The sequence below is a fragment of the Kitasatospora sp. NPDC090091 genome (assembly GCF_044747365.1).
Taxonomy (GTDB): domain Bacteria; phylum Actinomycetota; class Actinomycetes; order Streptomycetales; family Streptomycetaceae; genus Kitasatospora.
The window spans coordinates 163,066-182,509 of sequence record NZ_JBIVDY010000004.1 but is presented as its reverse complement, the minus strand read 5'-3'; the positions used below and the strand labels follow the sequence as shown (position 1 = coordinate 182,509).

General features: G+C 75.5%; 16 protein-coding genes. 8 read left to right on the top strand and 8 right to left on the bottom strand.

What is annotated here, in order from left to right; genetic code table 11:
* Window positions 1-298: 298 nt before the first annotated feature.
* Entirely contained in the window at window positions 299-1,873 is a 1,575-nt protein-coding gene (locus tag ACIPSC_RS08685) for a S8 family serine peptidase (protein WP_400824284.1), read from the top strand.
* A 48-nt stretch (window positions 1,874-1,921) separates the two neighbouring features.
* Here ACIPSC_RS08685 and ACIPSC_RS08680 read toward each other — a convergent pair whose 3' ends face one another.
* Entirely contained in the window at window positions 1,922-2,824 is a 903-nt protein-coding gene (locus tag ACIPSC_RS08680) for a LysR family transcriptional regulator (RefSeq protein WP_400824283.1), read from the bottom strand.
* Between the two features lie 112 nt (window positions 2,825-2,936).
* Between ACIPSC_RS08680 and ACIPSC_RS08675 the strand changes: the two genes are divergently transcribed.
* From ACIPSC_RS08675 to ACIPSC_RS08660, 4 genes are all read left to right on the top strand, one after another.
* Window positions 2,937-3,863, top strand: coding sequence for a pseudouridine-5'-phosphate glycosidase (locus ACIPSC_RS08675; RefSeq protein ID WP_400824282.1), 927 nt, complete (start codon window positions 2,937-2,939; stop codon window positions 3,861-3,863).
* A gap of 4 nt (window positions 3,864-3,867) precedes the next feature.
* Window positions 3,868-4,752, top strand: coding sequence for a carbohydrate kinase family protein (locus ACIPSC_RS08670; protein ID WP_400824281.1), 885 nt, complete (start codon window positions 3,868-3,870; stop codon window positions 4,750-4,752).
* A gap of 232 nt (window positions 4,753-4,984) precedes the next feature.
* On the top strand, window positions 4,985-5,224 hold the full coding sequence (locus ACIPSC_RS08665; protein WP_400824280.1) for a hypothetical protein: 240 nt from the start codon (window positions 4,985-4,987) through the stop codon (window positions 5,222-5,224).
* Window positions 5,225-5,459: 235 nt separating this feature from the next.
* On the top strand, window positions 5,460-6,590 hold the full coding sequence (locus ACIPSC_RS08660) for an alpha/beta fold hydrolase (RefSeq protein ID WP_400824279.1): 1,131 nt from the start codon (window positions 5,460-5,462) through the stop codon (window positions 6,588-6,590).
* A gap of 14 nt (window positions 6,591-6,604) precedes the next feature.
* Here ACIPSC_RS08660 and ACIPSC_RS08655 read toward each other — a convergent pair whose 3' ends face one another.
* Together ACIPSC_RS08655 and ACIPSC_RS08650 are read right to left on the bottom strand one after the other, a co-directional pair.
* Complete coding sequence (locus tag ACIPSC_RS08655) at window positions 6,605-7,501, bottom strand: aldo/keto reductase (RefSeq protein WP_400824278.1); 897 nt, start codon at window positions 7,499-7,501, stop codon at window positions 6,605-6,607.
* A gap of 1 nt (window position 7,502) precedes the next feature.
* Window positions 7,503-8,531: a reductase gene (locus tag ACIPSC_RS08650; protein WP_400824277.1), complete on the bottom strand. Its 1,029-nt coding sequence runs from the start codon at window positions 8,529-8,531 to the stop codon at window positions 7,503-7,505.
* Between the two features lie 114 nt (window positions 8,532-8,645).
* Here ACIPSC_RS08650 and ACIPSC_RS08645 point away from each other — a divergent pair, with 114 nt between their 5' ends.
* Window positions 8,646-9,632, top strand: coding sequence for a LysR family transcriptional regulator (locus ACIPSC_RS08645; protein WP_400824276.1), 987 nt, complete (start codon window positions 8,646-8,648; stop codon window positions 9,630-9,632).
* A 22-nt stretch (window positions 9,633-9,654) separates the two neighbouring features.
* On the opposite strand, the gene ACIPSC_RS08640 is transcribed toward ACIPSC_RS08645, so the two are convergent.
* From ACIPSC_RS08640 to ACIPSC_RS08630, 3 genes are all read right to left on the bottom strand, one after another.
* Window positions 9,655-10,314: a hypothetical protein gene (locus ACIPSC_RS08640; protein WP_400824274.1), complete on the bottom strand. Its 660-nt coding sequence runs from the start codon at window positions 10,312-10,314 to the stop codon at window positions 9,655-9,657.
* A 120-nt stretch (window positions 10,315-10,434) separates the two neighbouring features.
* Window positions 10,435-11,682, bottom strand: coding sequence for a glycosyltransferase (locus ACIPSC_RS08635; RefSeq protein ID WP_400824273.1), 1,248 nt, complete (start codon window positions 11,680-11,682; stop codon window positions 10,435-10,437).
* Between the two features lie 180 nt (window positions 11,683-11,862).
* Window positions 11,863-15,132 carry a hypothetical protein gene (locus ACIPSC_RS08630; protein ID WP_400824272.1) on the bottom strand — a complete coding sequence of 1,090 codons (3,270 nt, stop codon included), beginning with the start codon at window positions 15,130-15,132 and terminating at the stop codon, window positions 11,863-11,865.
* Window positions 15,133-15,423: 291 nt separating this feature from the next.
* Between ACIPSC_RS08630 and ACIPSC_RS08625 the strand changes: the two genes are divergently transcribed.
* A complete protein-coding gene (locus ACIPSC_RS08625) occupies window positions 15,424-16,335 on the top strand; it encodes a glutaminase (RefSeq protein WP_400824545.1) in 912 nt (303 codons plus the stop codon).
* Between the two features lie 153 nt (window positions 16,336-16,488).
* Here ACIPSC_RS08625 and ACIPSC_RS08620 read toward each other — a convergent pair whose 3' ends face one another.
* Together ACIPSC_RS08620 and ACIPSC_RS08615 are read right to left on the bottom strand one after the other, a co-directional pair.
* A complete protein-coding gene (locus ACIPSC_RS08620; RefSeq protein ID WP_400824271.1) occupies window positions 16,489-17,661 on the bottom strand; it encodes an N-acetylmuramoyl-L-alanine amidase in 1,173 nt (390 codons plus the stop codon).
* 237 nt (window positions 17,662-17,898) lie between these two features.
* Window positions 17,899-18,363, bottom strand: coding sequence for an SRPBCC family protein (locus ACIPSC_RS08615; RefSeq protein ID WP_400824270.1), 465 nt, complete (start codon window positions 18,361-18,363; stop codon window positions 17,899-17,901).
* Window positions 18,364-18,635: 272 nt separating this feature from the next.
* Here ACIPSC_RS08615 and ACIPSC_RS08610 point away from each other — a divergent pair, with 272 nt between their 5' ends.
* Window positions 18,636-19,427 (top strand): DUF2785 domain-containing protein, encoded by a 792-nt coding sequence (locus ACIPSC_RS08610; RefSeq protein ID WP_400824269.1) that lies wholly within the window; start codon window positions 18,636-18,638, stop codon window positions 19,425-19,427.
* The last annotated feature ends 17 nt before the right edge of the window (window positions 19,428-19,444 follow it).

The window sequence follows — 19,444 nt, the reverse complement described above, 5'->3', positions numbered from 1 at the left end:
TGCAACGTGCCGGTGACCAGGGTGGTTGTGGCCGGAGCCGGACCCGCGGACGCACACCCCACAACGCGCGCCCCTCACCCGCGCCGTGCACCTCGGGACAGTCCGGGCTCCCCGGGCGCCGCGCGCCCGGACCTGCTCACGCACGGCTCTTCGACGAGAGCCGGTGGCCCTGAGACCTTGGCATGGATCGACGGAGCGGCTCCGAGGGAGCGCTTGTGGTGCGCCAACTACCGCCTCTTGTCGATGTGCTGACGATCAATCAGCATGGTTCTCCGGGGAGAGTCGGAGGGGGTGGGCCATGGGTCCGAGGCAGGGGTTCGGTCGGGCGTGTGCCGTGCTGGGGGCGGCCGCGGTGGTGTTGGTCGGGGCGGGTGGGGCGTTCCCCGCGGCGGCCGCTGCTCCGGAGGGGGTGGTCCAGGGGGCCCGGTCGCCGCATGCGGTGCCGGGCAGCTATCTCGTCGTCCTCAAGGCGCCGCCGGGCGGCGGGCGTTCGGTGGCAAGCGGTGCGCAGGGGCTGGCCCGCGCCTACGGCGGTACGGTCCGGCGCGTCTACGACGCGGCGCTGAACGGGTTCTCCGTGGAGCTCTCCGAGCGGCAGGCGCGGCGGCTGGCCGCCGACCCGGCCGTCGCGGTGGTCTCGCAGAACCGCCGGGTCGCGGTGGACGGCAGCCAGAACGGGCCCCAGTCCTGGGGCCTGGACCGGATCGACCAGCGCAGGTTCCCGTACGACGACCGCTACACCTACCCGGACTCGGGAGGGCACGGCGTGACGGCCTACATCGTCGACACCGGTGTCCGTGTCACCCAGGAGGAGTTCGAGGGGCGCGCCTCGTACGGCTTCGACGCCGTCGACGGCGACGACGTGGCCGAGGACGGGCACGGCCACGGCACGCACGTGGCGGGCACGGTGGCGAGCAGCGAGTTCGGGGTCGCGAAGAACGCCTCGATCGTCGCCGTGCGCGTCCTGAACGACGACGGCGAGGGCACCACCGAGCAGGTGGTGGCCGGCATCGACTGGGTGACCCGGCATGCCGTCCGCCCCGCCGTGGTCAACATGAGCCTGGGTAGCGAGCCCGACCCGGTCTTCGACGCGGCCGTGGCCAACTCGATCGCGAGCGGGCTCACCTACACGGTGGCGGCCGGGAACGACTCCATCGACGCCGCCGGCCACTCGCCGGCGCGCGTGCCCACCGCGATCACGGTCGGCGCCACCGGTTCGGACGACACCCGCGCCTCCTTCTCCAACTACGGTCCGCTGGTGGACCTGTTCGCCCCCGGGGTGGACATCGTGTCGACGCTGAACTGGAGCGACTACGGCGGGTTCGGCATGCCGATGTCGGGCACCTCTATGGCCGCCCCGCACGTGGCGGGTGCGGCAGCGCTCTACCTCGCGGACCACCCGACGGCCACCCCGGCCCAGGTGGCGGCCGCGCTGACTGCCGCGGCCACCACCGGGTCGGTCGTCGACGCCGGGCCGGGCTCGCCCGACCGGCTCCTCTACACCGGGACGGTGCCCAACCGGCCGCGCGGTCCGGTGTTCGCCGGTACGCCCGGGGTGCCCATCTCGGGCGTCGGGGCGGTGGAGTCCCGGGCCACGGTCGGCGGGGTGACCGGCAAGGCGCCCCGCGACCTGGAGATCCTCGTGGACATCGGCTACCAGTGGCGCGGAGACCTCCGGGTCGAGCTGGTCGCCCCGGACGGCGCGGTCTTCCTCCTGCGGGCCGAGGACATCGCGGACGGGACGCCCGACATCGTGGGCGTCTTCGGCGTCGACGCCTCGGCCCACACCGCCGCCGGCGTGTGGCGGCTGCGGGTGACGGACCTCCTCGGGTACTGGGACGGCACCGTCAACAGCTGGTCGCTGCGGTTCTGACCGCGCCCCGTGGCGCCCGCGCCGGGTCCGGGACGGCGCGCGCCGCGGTCAGCCGGTGGCGAGGGTGGTTGCCTCCTCGCGGATCAGGTCGCGCAGGGCGGCAAGGCGGGGTCGGTGGTCGTCCAGCCGCCACTGCATCTCCAGCGGGAGGGCGGCCGGTCCGGCGAGCGGGACGGTGACCACGTCCTCGGTGAGGTGGCCGGCCAGTGAGGCCGGGACGAGGGAGAAGGCGCGGTTCTGCGAGAGCAGGTAGAGCCGGGAGCCGACGATCCTGGGCGGGCTGACCAGGACCGGCGGCTCCACGCCGTGGTCGGCGCAGAGGCCGAGGACGTGGTCGTAGTAGCGCGGGTGCTGCTCGCGCGGCCACAGGAGCAGCGGGAGGTCGCCGAGGTCGTGCAGGTGGACGGCGACGCGCCCGGCCAGGGCGTGGCCGCGGCTGAGCGCCACCCGGACGGGTTCGTCGAGGAGCTTCTCGCGCCGGTAGCCGGGCGCTTCGTCGAGGAAGCGGCCGAGGCCGATGTCGGCGAGCTCGGCGGCCAGGGTGGCGGAGACCTGGCCGGTGTCGACGGCGAGCTCGACGGTCTCCAGTGCGGGCAGCTCCCGTTCGGCACGGCTGACCACGGCGGGCAGCAGCCGGTTCATCACGCTGGGGGAGGCGACGATCCGGGCGAGGCCGAGCCGGGACTCCTCGTGCAGCCGGACCCGGGCGAGCAGCGTGCCGGCGCGGTCGAGCAGCGCGGCGGCCTCGGTGGCCATCACCTCGCCGGCCGAGGTCAGCGCCACCGCCCGTCGGCTCCGGTCGAAGAGCTCGACCCCGACGGTCCGCTCCAGCCGGGCCACCTCCTGGCTGACCGTCGGCTGCGAGATGTGCAGCCGCTCGGCGGCCCGGCCGAAGTGCAGGGTGTCGGCGACGGCGAGGAAGACTTCGAGCTGACGCAAGGTGAATCCCATAGGCGGAAGGCTATGGGAAGGCCCAGGACTCATTCTGGATACCGATGCGAACGATCCCTAGGCTGAGCCGCGGTTGCCACACCGTGGTGGCATCGCAGAGAGAGTTCGTGCCATGACCGGACTGCCCATCCGTATCTCCGACGAAGTCACCCAGGCCGTTGCCGACGGGCGCCCCGTCGTCGCCCTGGAGTCGACCATCTTCACCCACGGGCTTCCGCGCCCCCGCAACCTGGCGGTCGCGCTGGAGGCGGAGGAGCGGCTGCGGGCCGCGGGCGTGGTGCCGGCCACCATCGGCGTGTACGCGGGTGTGCCGACGGTCGGCCTCGCCACCGAGCAGATCAAGGAGCTGTCGGAGTCGGACGACCTCGACAAGGCGAGCCTGCGCGACCTGCCGGTGGTCGCCGCGCTGGGCCGGCACGGCGGGACGACGGTGGCGGCCACCGCCTTCCTCGCCCACCGGGCCGGGATCCGGGTCTTCTCCACCGGCGGGCTCGGCGGCGTGCACTTCGGCGCGTCCGAGACCTTCGACGAGTCGGCCGACCTGACGACGCTCGCCGCCACCCCGGTCACCGTGGTCAGCGCGGGAGTGAAGTCGATCCTCGACATCCGGGCCACCCTGGAGCGCTTCGAGACGCTGAACATCCCGGTCATCGGCTACCGGACCCGCAAGTACCCCGGCTTCTACATCACCGACTCCGGCCACGAGATCAACTTCAAGGTGGACACGCCCGAGGAGGCCGCCCGGGTGATCGCCGCGCGGGACGGCCTGGAGCTGCCGCAGGCGGTGCTGATCGCCAACCCGGTGGACCCGGCCAAGCAGCTCCCGCCGGAGCAGCTGGACGAACTCCTCGGCCGGGCCTGGGCCGAGGCCGAGCGCCGGGGCATCACCGGCAACGCCTCGACCCCGTTCCTGCTCGACTTCATCCAGCGCGACACCCAGGGCCGCAGCCTGGACGTGAACGTCGAGGTCTACCGCGGCAACGTCCGGCTCGGCGGCGAGATCGCCGTCGCGCTGGCGGCCCTGCGCGACGAGGCCTGAGCCCGTGCTCGGGGTACTCGGCGATCTGGTCGAGGACGTCGTCGTCTGGGTCGACGGCCCGCTGCGGCACGGCACCGACTCCAGCGCCCGGGTGTTCCGGCGCCGCGGCGGCAGCGCGGCCAACGTCGCCGCCTGCTTCGCGGCCGCCGGCCAGGGGCCCGTGCGCTTCATCGGCTGCGTCGGGGACGACCCGGCCGGGGACGGCGTCGTCGCCGAACTGGCCGGTCACGGCGTGGACGTCCGGGTGGCCCGCCGGGGCGAGACCGGCAGCATCGTGGTGCTCATCGACGAGGCCGGCGAGCGGACCATGCTCCCCGACCGGGGCGCCGCCCTGCTGCTCGACGCCGTCCCGGACGCCTGGCTGGCCGGGCTGACCCACCTGCACGTCCCCGCCTACTCCTTCGACGGGGAGCCGATCGGCACCGCTGCGGTGGACGCCGTCCGGCGGGTGCGCCGGGCGGGCGGCACCGTCTCGCTGGACGCCTCCTCGACCGGCATGCTGGCCGGGTTCGGCCGCGAGCGCTTCCTCGCCCTCGCCGCCGAGCTCGCGCCCGACCTGCTGTTCGCCAATCGGGAGGAGTCCGCGTTCCTCGGGCTGCTCGTCGAGGGCCGGCCCGGCCCGGAGCGCGCCCGGCTGGCCGCCACCACGGTGGTCACCAAGTCCGGCGCGGAGGCGACCACCGTGGACGCCCCCGGCCGGGACGTGTTCGCGGTGCCCGTTCCGCCGGTCGGCGAGGTGCGCGATCTCACCGGCGCCGGCGACGCCTTCGCCGCCGGCTTCCTGGCCGGCTACCTGGCCGACCGGGACCTGCGGGCCGCCGCCGAGCGCGGCCACGCCTGTGCGGCGAAGGTCCTGGCCTCGCCCGGCGCCTCCTTCACGGGAGACTGACGGCACCGCCACCGCTGCCGCAGCACCGCGCCTCCGGGACCGGCGGGCGTGCCCGCCGAACCGCCGTCAGCCCCCGTGCCCGGGCACGGGGGCCGACGTGTTGGGGGGTGACGCGCGCGAGGGCCGACGTGCGGGAGCGCTGACACGCCCTCGGACGGCGCAGCGTCCGCGCCCGGGCGGGCTGCTTCGGATAGGAATCGCTCGTCCCGATCCCGATCCGGAGGTCCCCGAGATGAACCACGTCCTGTCGAAGTCGACGAAGTACGCCGCCCGCGCGGCCTGTTCCGTACTGCTGCTGGCTGCGCCCGCTCTGCTGCTCGCCCAGCCGGCTGCCGCCGAGGGGCCGAAGACGCCCCAGGAGGCCGCCGTCTGCCGGGGCGTGCTGACCACCCTGCTCGGCGGGGCGCCCTTCGGCGCGGGCGGTGTCAACGCACTCTGCGCCGTTCAGCCGGGACCGTCCGACGGCTCGTGACCGTTCCTGGCCGTTTCTGACCGTTCATGGCGCCCCCGGACCGTCCGTGCCGGGAGCACCCCGCGGGCGGACCGGCGGGCTCGCCGGCCCCGCCCGCCAGGGACGGCTTCCGCGGACGGGCACCCGGACCACCGCTCGGACGGCGGTTCCGCTGTGGCGGGGAGCAGGTGCCTCGGCCGACTGTGGGGATGTCCGGAGACACCGTCTCGACCCACTCGCCGGAAGGTCCCCCTTCATGGCCATCGTCACGACCGACCATGCCGTCCCGCACACCTCGACCGTCCCCGCCACGGCGGGCGAGAAGGTCGAACTCTTCGTGCGGGAGCTCGCGCCCTCGGGCCCCGCGGGCAACCGCGAGGCCGTCCTCATGCTGCACGGCCGGAGTGTCCCGGCGCTGGCGGCCTTCGACCTCGACCACACCTCGTACGGGTGGGGCAGGGCCCTCGCCCAGGCGGGGTACGACGTCTTCATGATGGATCTGCAGGGTTCAGGGCGGTCGCCGCGACCCCGGATGGAGGACCCGTGCAACGTCAACCCCCTCCAGCAGGACCTCGTCAGCCCCCCGCTGATGGGTCCGCGGACCGCGAGCTACCCCTTCGTGCTGACCAACTCCCAGAGTGACCAGGACGAGCTCGGCACCGTCGTCGACTTCATCCGCAGCACCCGCGGCGTCTCGAAGGTCTCCTTCATCGGCTACTCGGCGGGCGCGTTCGCGATGGGGCCGTACACGGTCAAGAACCCGGGGAAGGTGGAGCGCCTGTTCCTGCTCGCCCCGATCTTCCCCCCGCTGGGCCCGTCGAACCCGCCGGCCCTGCCGGTTCCGGGCTTCCCCACCCGGGTGCTCGCCAAGGACAACTTCGGCACCGCCTGGGCCCAGGAGGCGCCCTGCACCAACCAGATCGAAGCGGGCATGCTCGATGTCGTGTGGGACGCACTGATGGACAACGACCCCATCGGCCGCACCTGGGGCAAGATCCTGCCGTCCGGCAAGCCCGTGGGCCTCAGCCGGTACCGGAACTTCGTCACCTGGGGCTGGAACAACACCACCGCGGGCCAGGGCGGCGTCCTCGGGGGAAGCGTGCCCGTGCTGATCGTGCACGGCGAGCACGACAGGACGGCCAACACGACACCGCCGAGCTCCAATCCGGCACTCGACTTCCACGTCCCCGCGCTCTACAACGCCATCACGGGGCCTCGCAAGCTCCTGGTGACGGTGAAGTGCGCCGGCCACTCGATGCCTTGGGAGAGCCAGCACAAGAACCTGCACAACCTGTCCAAGCACTGGCTCACGCACACCAAGGTCGACGGCAAGACGGAGGGCCGTTTCGAGATGGACGAGCACGGCACCATCAGCCCGGCACCCTGAGGCCTGTCCGTGGATCAGCTCGGCACTTCGTCGAACGGGGCGGAGAGTTCGGCCAGTTCGGCCGGGTCGAGGTCGAGATCCGCGGCCGCGGCGGAGTCGCGGATGCTGGTCGAGCGGCGGGCCCCGGGGATCGGGACCATGGCGGGGGAGAGGGCGAGCAGCCAGGCGAGGCCGACCTGCTGGGGCGAGACCCCGCGCGCGGCGGCGATCCGGTGGAAGGCGCCGGCCGTGGCCGCCCGGTCCGCCGGGTCGTCCAGGACGCTGCGGGCGAGGCCGCCCAGCGGGCTCCACGGCAGGAAGGCCAGGCCGAGGCGCTCGCTCAGCCGCAACTCGGGCCCGGCGGTGCGGACGGCGGGGGAGAACCGGTTCTGCACGGAGACCAGCGCCGGGCCGAGGATCTCCCGGGCCGTCAGGATCTGCTGCTCGTCGACGTTGGAGACGCCCGCCGCGCGGACCTTGCCCGCGTCCACCAGCTCGCGCAGTGCGCCCACCGACTCCGCCCACGGCACCCGCGGGTCGGGCTTGTGCAGCTGGTAGAGGCCGACGGCCTCGGTGCCGAGGCGCCGAAGCGAGCCCTCGCAGGCGTGGCGCAGGTGCTCCGGCCGGCCGTCGACCGTCCAGGAGCCGTCGCCGGGCCTGCCGCGCCCGCCCTTGGTGGCGACCAGGACGGCCGCGCGGTCGGCGGCCGGGCGCTCGGCCAGCGCGCGGGCCACCAGCCGCTCGTTGTGGCCGACTTCGGCGGAGTGCCAGTGATAGGAGTCGGCCGTGTCGATCAGGGTGACGCCGGCGTCGAGCGCGGCGTGCAGGGTCGCCAGGGCGGTCTCCTCGTCCGGCCGGCCCTCGACCGAGAGCGGCATGGCGCCGAGTCCGATCGCGCTGACGGAAGTCCCGCCGATGGTGCGCTGTCGCATGTCAGGCCGCCTTTCGCGACGCGGCCGCGGCTGCAGTCTCAGCTGCGGCCCCAGCCCCAGCCTCAGCCGCGGCCTCGGTGACGGCCTCGGCCCCAGCCTCGGTGACGGCCCCGGGCAGCCAGTCGGCCACCGGGGAGAAGTGCAGGCCCAGCCCGCGGGCGCGCCGGCCGTCCATCGGGTACCAGCGGTCGAACGAGAACGGCGAGGCCTCGTTCCCCTCGACCACCCGGTGGCGGGCGGCGGTGCCGAGCCGTTCGGCGATCTGGTCGGTCAGTGCGAGCACGTCCAGCGGCTCGGGGGAGCAGGCGTTGAGGGGCCCGACGACGTCGGAGGCGGCCACCCGGACCAGCGCGGCGGCGATCTCCTCGTGGTGGACGAAGGAGGTCGGCTGCGGCCGCCGGTGCACGGCGACCGGCCGGCCCGCGGCGATCAGCCCGGTGTAGTGCGCCAGCCGGCCGGTGAAGTCCCGGGCGCCGCCGCCCAGGACGTGCGCGCTGCGTACGGTGGCCCAGGAGAACGGCGCGTCCTGGGCCAGGACGGCCTCGGCCTGCCGCTTGCCCTCCGCGTAGCGCGTCGCCTCGTCGAAGCGGCCCGCGAGCGCCGCCGGATCCTGCCAGGGGAGGCCGAGGTCGACCGGCCACTGCGCCGGGTCCACGGTCTCCTCGGACACCGGGACTCCCGGGGTGGTGTGCACCAGGGGAGAGGTCGCCGGGTCGTACACCTCCATCGTCGAGGTCATCACGTAGCGGCCGGTGCGGCCGGCGAAGACCCGGCGGGCCACCGCGGCCTCCGCGGGGGTGTAGAGCACCTGGTCGAGCACGGCGTCGAAGGTGCGGCCGCCTAGCGCGGCGGCGAGGGCGGCCTCGTCCGACCGGTCGGCGACGACGTGGTCGACCCCGGGCGGCGGCGGTGCCGAACCGCGGTTGACCAGGGTGACGCGGGCACCGGAGTCCCGCAGCAGGGTGACCAGGCGGAGGCCGAAGTAGCGGCTGCCGCCGATGACGCAGACGTTTCGCAGGGCGTTGTTCATGGCCACCACTCTGCTCGCCTATGCTCCCCAGCAGAACTGCCGACTTGCTGAACGCGTCATCAGCAGAACTGTTGACCGGGCCCTGTAGCGGGCCGTCATGACCGGGGGAGCGCGATGATCGACGTCCGGAGGCTGACCGTGCTGCGCACGGTCGCCGAGCACGGCAGCTTCAACCGCGCGGCGGCCGCGCTGCTGCTCACCCCGTCCGCGGTCTCCCAGCAGGTCGCGGCGCTCGAACGCGGGCTGGGGACGGCCGTGGTGGAGCGCTCCACGCGCGGGGTGCGGCTCACCGAGGCCGGGCGGCTCCTGGTGGACGCGGCCACCGCGATCTCCGCGGAGCTGCGGCATGCCGAGGAGCAGATCGGCCGCCTCGGCGCGGCCCGGCACCGGCTCACCCTCGCCACCTTCACCAGCGGCGGCCGCCACCTGCTGCCCGGCGTCCTGAGCCGCTTCGCGGCCGACCACCCGGACGTCGAACTACGGATCCTGGAGCGGGAGCCGGAGGACAGCCTGCCGATGGTCCGCGAGGGAGCCGCCGACCTCGCCCTCGCCTACCACTTCGACGGACCGCTGCCGGTCCTGCCCGGGGACCGCTCCGGGCTCGACTGGGAGCCGCTGATGGACGATCCGCTCTCGGTGGTGCTGCCCGAGGGCCACCGCCTGGCCGGCCGGGACACCCTGGACCTGGCCGAACTCGCCGAGGAGCGCTGGGTCATGGGGTGCCTGAAGACGGAGGCCTTCCTGCGCCGGCACGCGGCCGTCGCCGGATTCGACCTCCGGGTGGCGGGCTCCACCACCGACTACTTCTTCGCCCGCTCGCTGGTCGCCGCGGGCGTCGGGGTCTCGCTGGTGCCGTACGTGGCGCTCGACCCGGTGCTGCCCGGCACCCGTACGGTGCCGGTGACGCCGCCGCGCCCGGCGCGGCACTTCGGGATCGCCCGCGCCCGGCGCCGCCCCCACCCGCACGCCGAGGCCCTGGCCCGGCTGCTGCGCGAGGCCGCGCGGGAGCAGCGGGAGCGGCAGGACCAGCCGGGGCAGCAGGGGCTGCAACAAGACCGGCAGCCTGCGGCCGGGTCGGACGGCGGCGCCGTGCGCGGGTGACGACGAGCGGCGGCCGCCCGGCTCAGGCCTGCCCGGTGAGCCCCGCCCGGACGGCGACGTCCAGCGCCGGCTCCACGCTCAGCGGCCCGCGGTCGTCGTCCCCGGGGCCGGCCGCCGTCAGGAGCTCGGCGACCACGGCGGCGTCGACCGTCCGGGTCTCGGCGCGCCGCAGGAACCGGGTGAGCGCGTCGGCGAACGCGGGCTCGTCGGCGCGCCGCACGCAGGCCAGCGCGGCCGCTTCGCGGCGGAACTCCTCCTCCGAGCCCAGCCACTCGGCGGCCCCCTGCAGTCCGTCGTCGTCGAGCTGCTCGGGGTAGTCGATGCGGTGCCAGGCACCGTCCTGGGACCAGTAGACGAAGCCGAACAGGTTGCCCTCGGCGTCCTCGCGCAGCTGCTCCCAGGGCAGCCAGTCCGGGCCGCCGGCCAGGAAGTCGACCTGCCGGTCGTCGACGTGGGTGCAACTGCCGTCGGAGTCCTGGCCGCAGAAGACCACGTTCCCGTTCTCCGCCCGGCCGGCCCGCCACCAGTACGAGCCGCCGCTGGCGTCGCACCAGACGCCGTGCTCGTCCAGCCAGTAGCCCTCGGGCTTCTCCGTGCCGGCCTCCAGCAGGGCGAAGGTGACGGCCCGCGCCCACACCTGGTCGGCGTGGTCGAGGTCCTCGGGTCGGCTCGGCCTGTGCATGATCGTTCCCCTCCTGTGGTGGTCGGGGCCCAGCGTGCCACACCCGGCCGACACCGGGCGCCGGGTCCGGCACGCCGGCCGGGTGCGGCACATCGGCGGGGTGCTACGCGGTCCCGCGCCTCACGCGGACACGCCCCGGGCCCCGCCCACGACGTCGAGCAGCAGCTTCGCCGCCACCGCCGCCCCGTCGGCGCCGATGGTGTCCGCCACGGCGGCCGCCCGGGCGCGGGTCTCCGGGCGCAGGGCCACCTCCAGAGCGGCCGACAGGGACTCGAAGGTCGGCGTCGGACCGTCGTGGGCCGAACCGATCCCCAGGTCGGCCACGCGGCCGGCCCAGTAGGGCTGGTCGGCCAGCTGGGGGACCACCACCTGGGGCACGCCGGCCAGGGCGGCCGTCGTCGTCGTACCCGCGCCGCCGTGGTGCACGACCGCGGCCACCCGGGGGAAGAGCGCGTGGTGGTCGACCTCGCCGACGGCGAGGCAGTCGTCCTGGTCGTCGTCGGTCAGGGCCAGGCCGGCCCAGCCGCCGGAGAGGAGCACCCGGCGGCCCTGCGCGCGGACCGCCTCGACCGCCGCGCGGGCGACGTCCTGCGCGTCGCGGATCGGCATGCTGCCGAAGCCCACGTACACCGGGGGCGCGCCCGCCGCCAGGAACGCCTCCAACCCGGCCGGGAGCGGGCGTTCCTCGTCCCGGAGCCACGCGCCGGTCTGCAGTACGTCGAGGTCGGCCGGCTGCAGCCAGGGGCTGAGCACCGGATCGGCCGCCAGCCACGGCCGGTCGGTGAGGACGTAGTCGCGGAAGTGCTCCACCGGCGGCAGGCCGACCGTCTCCCGGTGGGCGTTGAGGCCCGTGCCGAACAGGACGTTCATGTTCTCGACGTCGAGGTCCCACAGCACCCGGTTGTCGGTCACCTCCGGCGGGAAGGGCCGGCCCGGCCGGGGGAACGGCGGGTGGTGCGGGGACGGCAGGTAGCTCGGGAAGTAGGCCACGAACACGTACGGGATGCCCAGCTTCTCGGCCGCCGACCGCGCGGCGGCCGCCGCCGGGAGCAGCCCGGTCGCCACCACCGCGTCGCAGTCCGCGGCCGCCGCCGCGACCGCGTCGTAGGTCGTGGCGACCAGCGCGGCCGCGCGCTGGGCCAGGCCCTCCGCCGGCATCGGCGCCTTCCCGGTCACCGCCCCCGTCGCCACCGGACGCACCGGCTGTCCGATCGGCGCCAGCGGCAGGCCGGCGGCGTCCAGCAGCTCGGCGAAGTCCGGCGGCGCGCACACCCGCACCTCCGTGCCGAGCGCCCGCAGCTGCGCCGCGAGCCCGATCATCGGCTCGATGTCCCCGCGCGACCCGTAAGCCGTCAACAACACGCGCATGGCGCGGCCCCCGTTCTCCTGTGAACTTTCGGTCTCGGTCGATGATCATGCGTCATGATCACCGCCTTGCCGCAAGCCCCCCGGTGCGCGGTATGGTGGCCGCGGAAGGCGGCGTGATCCTCTCACGCACCGTCACACAATCTGTTCCAGTGGCGAGTTGAGGACTCGATCGGCCACCGCTCACCGCTTGGTGCGGCGCACCGTCCGCAGGACGCCGAGGCCGACCACCGGGAGCGCCACCAACAGGGCGGCCCAGAAGGCGCCGTGGCCCCAGAACTCGGCGACGGCACCGAACTGCCCGCGCGCCACCGGGATGCGCAGCGCCTCCAGCGAGCCGAGCGGCGGCGGCCAGGCACCGAGCACCATGGCGCCGACCACCCAGAGGCCGAGCAGCCGACGCGCGGTCCGCGGCGTGGCCAGGGTGCTCAGCACGGCCAGGGCGGCGAACAGCAGCGCGAAGTCGGCCTGGTAGCCGGCGCCGACCTGGCCGGTGCCCCACGAGGCCGGGGTGGGGTGGTGGCCGGTGGCGGCGAGCCGCACCTCGACGGTCGCCCAGAGCAGGACGACCAGCAGATGGGTGGTGCCGAGCGCGTACAGCACGCGGTCGCGCCGGCCCGCGCGGCCGGGCCGCCACCGGGCCGGGTCCGGTGCGGGCGCCGGCCGGGACGAGCCGTCGCCGGCCGGCCGGCGACGGGCGGCGAGGCTGCTCCACTCGCGGGCGGTGCGTCCCCGGGCCTCGTGCACGGGCTTCAGCATGCCGGTCGCCGCGCGTTCGACCAGGAACACGGTCAGCAGCACCACCAGGGCTGCGGCCACGCCGGCCCAGCTGCCCAGCCCGCCCTCGAACACCACGATGCGGTCGGCCAGCGCCTGCGGCGGCTCGGCGAACGTCATCGGCGGGCCGAGCCGCAGGTAGCCGACGGCGAACGCGGCGGCGGCGGCGAGCAGCAGCGTCCAGCGGCCGACCCGGGCCGGGAAGACGGCCGCGACGACCGCCGTCACCAGGGCCGCCCCGAGCTGGCCGACCACCTGCCGGGCCGCGAGCTCGCCGGCGCGTCGCAGCGGGCCGCCGAAGCCGCCGTTCGGCAGGATCAGCAGCTCGGCCCGCGCGTCGAGGGCGAATCGCCACACCGCGCCCGACCAGAGCATCAGGGCGAGGGCGAGGGTCACCAGCGCGACCGCGCCGATCCGGTGGGGCAGTGCCGTCCGGGCGTTGGACCACCAGACGTCGAGCCACTCCCGCCGGGCCGGCGGGCGGCGCCCGTTCGGGCCGGCCGCGAGGGTGGTCCTCGCCCGCAGCACCGCGGCGGCCGCCAGGGCGGCCCGGCCGGGCACCGTGGCCGGGTCGGCGCCCACCGCCCGGCGCCGCAGGGCGGACCAGCGCCGGCGTACCGGGTCCGGCGCCTCGCGGCGGACGGCGGTGCGTGCGGCCAGGGCGGCGTTCACCGCGACGGCCGAGGCCACGGCCATCGGCGTCGACAGCAGGGCCGGTTCGGCGAGCCGGTGCAGGACGGCGGGCAGCGGCGAGAGCCGGGCCACCAGCTCGGGGTGCTCCTCGGCGCGGACGGTCAGCAGGACCACCAGGCGGTACGCCTCGGCGCGCTCGTCCGCGTTCAGCCCGTCGCCGCCGCGCCGGCCGCCGCCGACCTCCCGGGCGGCCTGCTCCACCTCGGCCAGCACGGCGGGCAGCTCGGCCAGGGCGAGCAGGCGCGCGCACTGCTCGCCGAAGCACTCGGGGTGGTCGCAGTCGTACCGGGCCGCGACGGCCGGCACCGAGCCGGCGACCAGCTCGTCCACCAGCGCGACCAGCCCCGGATCGGCGGCGAGCCGGGCCAGCCCGGCCGAGTCGATCGGGTGGTTCCGGTAGGACGGCACGGCGCCCGGCGCGAACGCGGCGCCGAAGGCGAGGACGGCGACCGCGGCCGCGGTGGCCCGCTCGGGGCCGCGCAGCCGCTCCACGTCGCGGAGCTGGCTCAGGTCGACGACGGTGTCCCGCACGTCGTCGCTCAGCCACTCCCGCAGCCGCTGGGCACCGCCCCGGGCCAGCCAGTGCGCAGCGTCCGCGGAGCGTCCGAGCATGGTCGCGGCCAGCGCGGCCGGGTCGTGGAAGAGGTCGCCGAGGAAGGTGATCGGGCGGTGGGCGGGTGCGACGGGCGTGCCGCCCGCGGGGACGGCCGGCCGCACCACCTCGGGGCTGCCGCCGGCCAGCCACGTCCGGACCTGCGGCGCCGTCCACCGGTGCGCCGGGTTCCGGGTGAACAGGCCCTGGAGCAGCAGCTGCCGGCGCGGATGGGCGACGCCGGACACGTCCACCTCCGCAGCCATCACCAGGTCGTACTGCAGCACCTCGTCGCTCAGCAGCAGCCCGTCCGCGTCCAGGTAGCGGGGGCGGCCGGTGAACAGCTCGTACAGCACGTCGCCCAGCGCCCACCAGGGGCCCTCCGCGCGGTTGGTGCCGGCCAGCTGCTCGGGAGCCATGTAGGCGACGGTCACCTGCATCTCTGGGGAGAAGCTGCGGCTGGCGGTGAGCCGGGCGACGCCGCCGAAGTCCGCGATCACGAACTCGGGGGGCCCGGCCGCGCCGTCGGGCGCCGTGGTCGGGCGGAGCAGGATGTTGGACGGCTTGAAGTCGACCGGGTTGCGCCGGATCCGCTGTTGCCAGAAGTCCAGCAGGGCGACGAGCTCGCGCACGATCCGCTCGGTCTCCGCACCGTCGGCCGCCCGTCCCGCCCGCCGCAGCTCGGCGAAGTGGTCGGCCAGGGTGACCGGCAGGTACTCCATCGCCACCCAGTCGCAGCGCGCCCCCGCGTGCTCCACCTGGCCGTGCCCGGTGATCAGCGGTACGTGGCGGCGGTAGCCGTCGTCGCGCAGGTGCTCCAGCAGCTCCGGGTCCATGGCCTGCCCGGCCACGGTGACCTTCACCGCGGCGTCGCCGGCGCCGTCGGTGCGGCGCACGTGCCAGACCGTGCCCTCGGTGCCCGAGCCGGCCACCCCGAGCGGTTCGTAGCGGTCGAGCAGCGCCGCCGGGAAGGCGCCGCCGAAGTGGCCGCCGCGCCTGGGGGCGGGGCCGCGGGTGACGGTGCCCGGGGCCGCACCGGTGCCGGGCCGGCCGGGCGGTGGGTCGGGTGGCCCGGCGGGCGGTACGGCGGGCGGCCCGGCGGGCGGTGCGGGTGGGACCGTGGCTCCGGCGGCCGCCGGAGCCACCCGGGTCGGGGCGTCCGGCAGCACCCGGGTCGGCGGGTCCGGGAGCACCCGGGTCGGCGGGTCCGGGACGGCCCCGGTCGCCGGCCGGGCGGTGGGGATGCCGAGCCGCGAGGGCGGGTCCTGGGACCCGTTCCGCCCGCCGCCGCGCCGTCCGCGGAGCAGCCGGTCCACCCTGGTGCGCGGGACGCCCGGGCGTTCCCGCCCGCCGCTGCCCGCGCCCGGCTCCGCCGTCGTGCCGTCGGCCATCCCGTACGCTCCCCTCCCTGCCCCCGGGCCGGCCCGGGGGAGTGCCGCTCTCGCCGGCCGCCGGTCTCGCCGCGGCCGTTCTCGCCGCGGCCGTGACCACGGCCTCATCCCGGCCGGGACACCTTACTGTCCCCCGGCGCCGCGTGTACGCCGGTGTGTCAAGAACATTGACATCGCATCAGACCGGAGTGGGCGGGGCCCCGTGCGGCGGCCACCCCCGGCCCGGGGCCGCCGGGCGGACCCGGATCGTGCCTGCTCGGGGCGGTGGCCCAGAATGTCCGCGTGAACGATGTGGACTACCGGGTACTGCTGGACGACGCCATGGAGACGGCCCGCCGGTCGCCGGAGCGCGGTCGGGTCGCCGACTACATCCCGGCGCTCGCGCAGGCCGACCCGACCGCCTTCGGGATGGCGATCGCCACCGTCGACGGCGAGGTGTTCGGCGCGGGGGACTGGCGGCACCCGTTCTCGATCCAGTCGGTGTCCAAGCTGTTCACCCTGGCGCTGGCCCTGGCGGAGGGCGGCGACGGCCTCTGGAGCGGGGTGGGCCGCGAACCCTCCGGCAACCCGTTCAACTCGCTGGTGCAGCTGGAGACCGAGCAGGGGATCCCGCGCAACCCGTTCATCAACGCCGGCGCCCTGATCGTCACGGACCGGCTGCTGAAGCTGACCGGCGACGCGGTGGGGGCGGTCCGCGGCTTCCTCCGGGCGGAGTCGGGCAACCCGGAGGTCGGGGTGGACGACTCGGTGGCGTCCTCCGAGGCCCGGCACGGCCACCGCAACGCCGCCATGGCCCACTTCATGGCCAGCTACGGCAACCTGCGCAACCCGGTCGACAGCGTCCTCGCCCACTACTACGCGCACTGCGCGATCACGGCGAGCTGCCGGGACCTCGCGCTGGCAGGCCTCTTCCTCGCCCGCCACGGGATCCGGGCCGACGGCAGCCGGCTGCTCTCGCGCAGCGAGGCCAAGCGGATCAACGCCGTGCTGCTGACCTGCGGCACCTACGACGCGGCCGGCGAGTTCGCCTACCGGGTGGGCCTGCCGGGCAAGAGCGGCGTGGGCGGCGGGATCCTCGCCGTGCTGCCGGGCCGGGGCACCGTCTGCGTCTGGAGCCCGGGCCTGGACGCGGCCGGCAACTCCGTCCTCGGGGTGGCCGCGCTGGACGCCCTCACCACGGCGACGGGCTGGTCGGTGTTCTGAGCCCGGTGAGCCGTGCAGCCGGGACCGGGCCCCGGGCTCGTGGCGCGGTGCGACCACGGTGCGCAGTCCTGCACACGACAAGCCGCCCGGAGCGACCGGGGGCGGGCCCGCGCGGGCACGGGGGCGACCCGCGCGGGCGTCCTGGGGACGGGCTCAGTGCGCGGCGACGCCCAGCGCGGCCACCTCGGTGCGCAGCGCCGGCAGGCTCGCGTACATCACGCCGCCCGGGCAATCGGTGGCGAGCCAGTCGCGGTGGCCGCTGATCATGTCGACCGGCTTGGTCACCCCGTTGACCGGGTTGACGTAGGTCACCTTCGCCTGCGGGTCGAGCCCGTGGGTGCGGGCGGCCAGCGCCAGCAGGCCGGTCAGCGAGCGGCGGGCCTGCGGCGTGGGCTCCTGGCCGGTGAGGGTGCCCAGCAGGGCGATGCCGAGGTTGCCGGAGTTGAAGCCGGCGGTGTGGAAGGCGGTCACCACCTTGCCGGTGGCGTCCTGCGCCGGGAGGCCGTCGTCGCCCGACCAGCGGCCCTCGTAGATCCGCCCGGCCTCGTCGATCAGGAAGTGGTAGCCGATGTCGCCCCAGTCCAGGGTGACGGCGTGGTACTCGTAGATCGCCCGGACGGTGGCCGCCGGGTCGGGGTCGGCGTTGGCGGTGTCCGTGTGGTGCACCGTCAGGGTCTGCAGCGGGTAGTACTTGGCGGGGGAGTTCTCCACGCCGTTCTTGAAGCGCTTCGACTCGTCGGCGCCCCACGCGGCCCGCGGCAGGTACTCGGCGCCGCAGAGCGAGGAGGGCGCGGCGGCGGCGACCACCGCGGTGCGGGCCGGGCCGTGCACGGTGTCCAGCGCGGTGGTGCGCAGGTTGCCCGCACCGTCGGGCAGCCGCAGCTCGTAGCCGGAGGCGCCGTCGGCGGCAATCAGTGCGGTGGCGGTACGGGGGCTCGCGGCGGCCTCCTGGTGGGCCGGACGGTCGGGGCCGCCCGCGCAGCCGGCGGGCAGGGCCCGCCAGGGGCCCGGCGCCGCGCCGTCCCGGTGGAGCCGGATCGCGGCGCCGCGGTGCGGGCCGTCCCAGCTGACCCCGACATACCGGATCGGGAAGTCGGCCTGCACGCTCGCGGCCTCCGCGCCGGCCGCGGACTGCGCCCGGGTGGCGGGGACGCTGACGGTCCGGGCGGTCTGCGACCGGCCCCCGGCGGCGCCCGTGCCGGGCGCGGGGGTGGTGGTCACCGCGGCGGCCGCGGGGGCGGCGGGAGAGACGGCGAGGGCGGCGGCCGCCGCGCCGATCGCGCCGACGACGGCGCGCCGGCTGACGGCGGGGTGCGGAACGGGCATGGGCGTCCTGTCTCAGGGAGGGGCGGAACGGGCGCCGGCGCGGTGCGCGGCGGCGCGCACCGCCACGACAGTCCTGCCGACTGATCGTCAGACCTCTGTGAATCTACCCGAATGATCGTTTCTGCACCGAGGCCTTCTGATCATCTCTGCCCGAAGGTGCAGCTCCCGCGGCCCACCGGGCCGCGGTCCCCGCCGAACTGCCCGGCTGCGCCGCGACGTTGCCCGCTGCATTTCCCGCTACGTGTCGGAGCGCGGGACGGCGGCCTCGACGGCCGCCTTGATTCGGGCGCCGAAGGCGGTCGCGTCCTTGCGCGCGGCGCTCAGCGCGAGGCCGACCAGCAGCTTGCCGAACCCGTGCCCCTCCAGGACGTTGAAGATCCGGACCCTGGTCGCCCCGGCGGACAGCGGCGCCAGGTCGTAGCCGCCCGAGGCGGAGGTCACCAGGTTCCTCGACGTCTCGGTCCAGCGCAGCCGGGTCGGGCTCGTCAACTCGGTGATCAGGATCTCCCGGCTCGTCTTCATCCCGGCGTCCTTGACCCGGCTGGTGAACACGGTGCCGACGGCGGTCGGCCCGTCCGGGTTCCGGCGGATCTCCAGGACGCGCGGGCTGAAGGCGGGATCGTTCCGGCCGTCGGCGAGGAAGGCGAAGACGTCCGTGATCGGGCGTTCGACATCGACGGTCGCCTCGAACTGGCCTGCCATACGTGCTCCTTCGGCATGGGGACGGCGTAGGGCACAGCCGTCGCGCCATGCTCCCAGCCCGCCGCCGCGAACGGCGGAAGGCGCGGCGCGCAACCGCGCCGGACGCGCACCGGACGCCGTGCGGAGCGCCACACTGAACGCCGTGCGGAACGCCGCACCGGACGCTGCGCCGGACGCCGCGGGCGACCGCCGTGGCCGGCCCCGCCGCGACCGTCCGCACCGGCCGGTAATTGAAGGGTGGGGCAAGGCGGGACCGGACTATCCTGCCTGCCGTGATCGACTGGAACCGGATCGAAGCGGCCGACTGCGCCGTCCCCACCGACCTCCCGACGGATGCGCTGGTGGGTGAACTCTCCCACGCGCTGGCGGATCCCGACCCGCTGGTCCGGGACGGCGCCGCCTGCACCGTCCTCGCCACCTGGATCGAGCGCGGCGTGGTCGACCGGCCCCGGCGCCTGGCCCTCGGCGACGAGATGGCGGCGCGCTTCGGCCACCCGGAGGTCCAGGCCCGCACCTTCGCCCCCCTCGTACTCGACATGATCGTGGCGCAGGGGGACGTCCGGCCCGCCTGGGTGGACGCGTTCGCGCGCTGGTACCCGGCGGAGCAGGACCTCCGCGGCCACGACGAGAAGCTCGGCTGGCTGCACGCCGCCGCCCACGGCGCGGACCTGCTGGCCCGGCTCGGCTGCCACCCCGAGGTGGACCCGGTCCGGATGCTGGAGCTCGCCGCCGCCCGGCTGACGGCGCCCACCGACCACGTCTTCGACCAGCTGGAGGACGACCGGCTGGCGCGGGCGATCGGCCGCGTCCTCACCCGGACCGACCTCGGCGAACGTGCGGCCACGGCCTGGCTGGAGCCGGTCGCCGCCCGCTACGGGGCCGACCGGATCACCGTCCCGGTGCCCGCCGGCCTCACCAACTGCCTGCGCACGCTGCGCCTGCTCTACATCATGGCCGACCGCGGCGTCCGCCCGAACAGCGAGTCCGCACCGCAGGCGATCCACCACCGGGAAGCGGTCAAGGCGGGCGTCGCCGACGTCCTCGACCGGATCGTCAAACGGTGAGCGTGGCGGGCGTTCCG

What these genes read in the sequence shown, in the direction of transcription:
- ACIPSC_RS08685 (WP_400824284.1), top strand. Translation starts at nt 299, where the DNA reads ATGGGTCCGAGGCAGGGGTTCGGTCGGGCGTGTGCCGTGCTGGGGGCG.
- ACIPSC_RS08680 (WP_400824283.1), bottom strand. Translation starts at nt 2,824, where the DNA reads ATGGGATTCACCTTGCGTCAGCTCGAAGTCTTCCTCGCCGTCGCCGAC.
- ACIPSC_RS08675 (WP_400824282.1), top strand. Translation starts at nt 2,937, where the DNA reads ATGACCGGACTGCCCATCCGTATCTCCGACGAAGTCACCCAGGCCGTT.
- ACIPSC_RS08665 (WP_400824280.1), top strand. Translation starts at nt 4,985, where the DNA reads ATGAACCACGTCCTGTCGAAGTCGACGAAGTACGCCGCCCGCGCGGCC.
- ACIPSC_RS08660 (WP_400824279.1), top strand. Translation starts at nt 5,460, where the DNA reads ATGGCCATCGTCACGACCGACCATGCCGTCCCGCACACCTCGACCGTC.
- ACIPSC_RS08655 (WP_400824278.1), bottom strand. Translation starts at nt 7,501, where the DNA reads ATGCGACAGCGCACCATCGGCGGGACTTCCGTCAGCGCGATCGGACTC.
- ACIPSC_RS08650 (WP_400824277.1), bottom strand. Translation starts at nt 8,531, where the DNA reads ATGAACAACGCCCTGCGAAACGTCTGCGTCATCGGCGGCAGCCGCTAC.
- ACIPSC_RS08645 (WP_400824276.1), top strand. Translation starts at nt 8,646, where the DNA reads ATGATCGACGTCCGGAGGCTGACCGTGCTGCGCACGGTCGCCGAGCAC.
- ACIPSC_RS08640 (WP_400824274.1), bottom strand. Translation starts at nt 10,314, where the DNA reads ATGCACAGGCCGAGCCGACCCGAGGACCTCGACCACGCCGACCAGGTG.
- ACIPSC_RS08635 (WP_400824273.1), bottom strand. Translation starts at nt 11,682, where the DNA reads ATGCGCGTGTTGTTGACGGCTTACGGGTCGCGCGGGGACATCGAGCCG.
- ACIPSC_RS08630 (WP_400824272.1), bottom strand. Translation starts at nt 15,132, where the DNA reads ATGGCCGACGGCACGACGGCGGAGCCGGGCGCGGGCAGCGGCGGGCGG.
- ACIPSC_RS08620 (WP_400824271.1), bottom strand. Translation starts at nt 17,661, where the DNA reads ATGCCCGTTCCGCACCCCGCCGTCAGCCGGCGCGCCGTCGTCGGCGCG.
- ACIPSC_RS08615 (WP_400824270.1), bottom strand. Translation starts at nt 18,363, where the DNA reads ATGGCAGGCCAGTTCGAGGCGACCGTCGATGTCGAACGCCCGATCACG.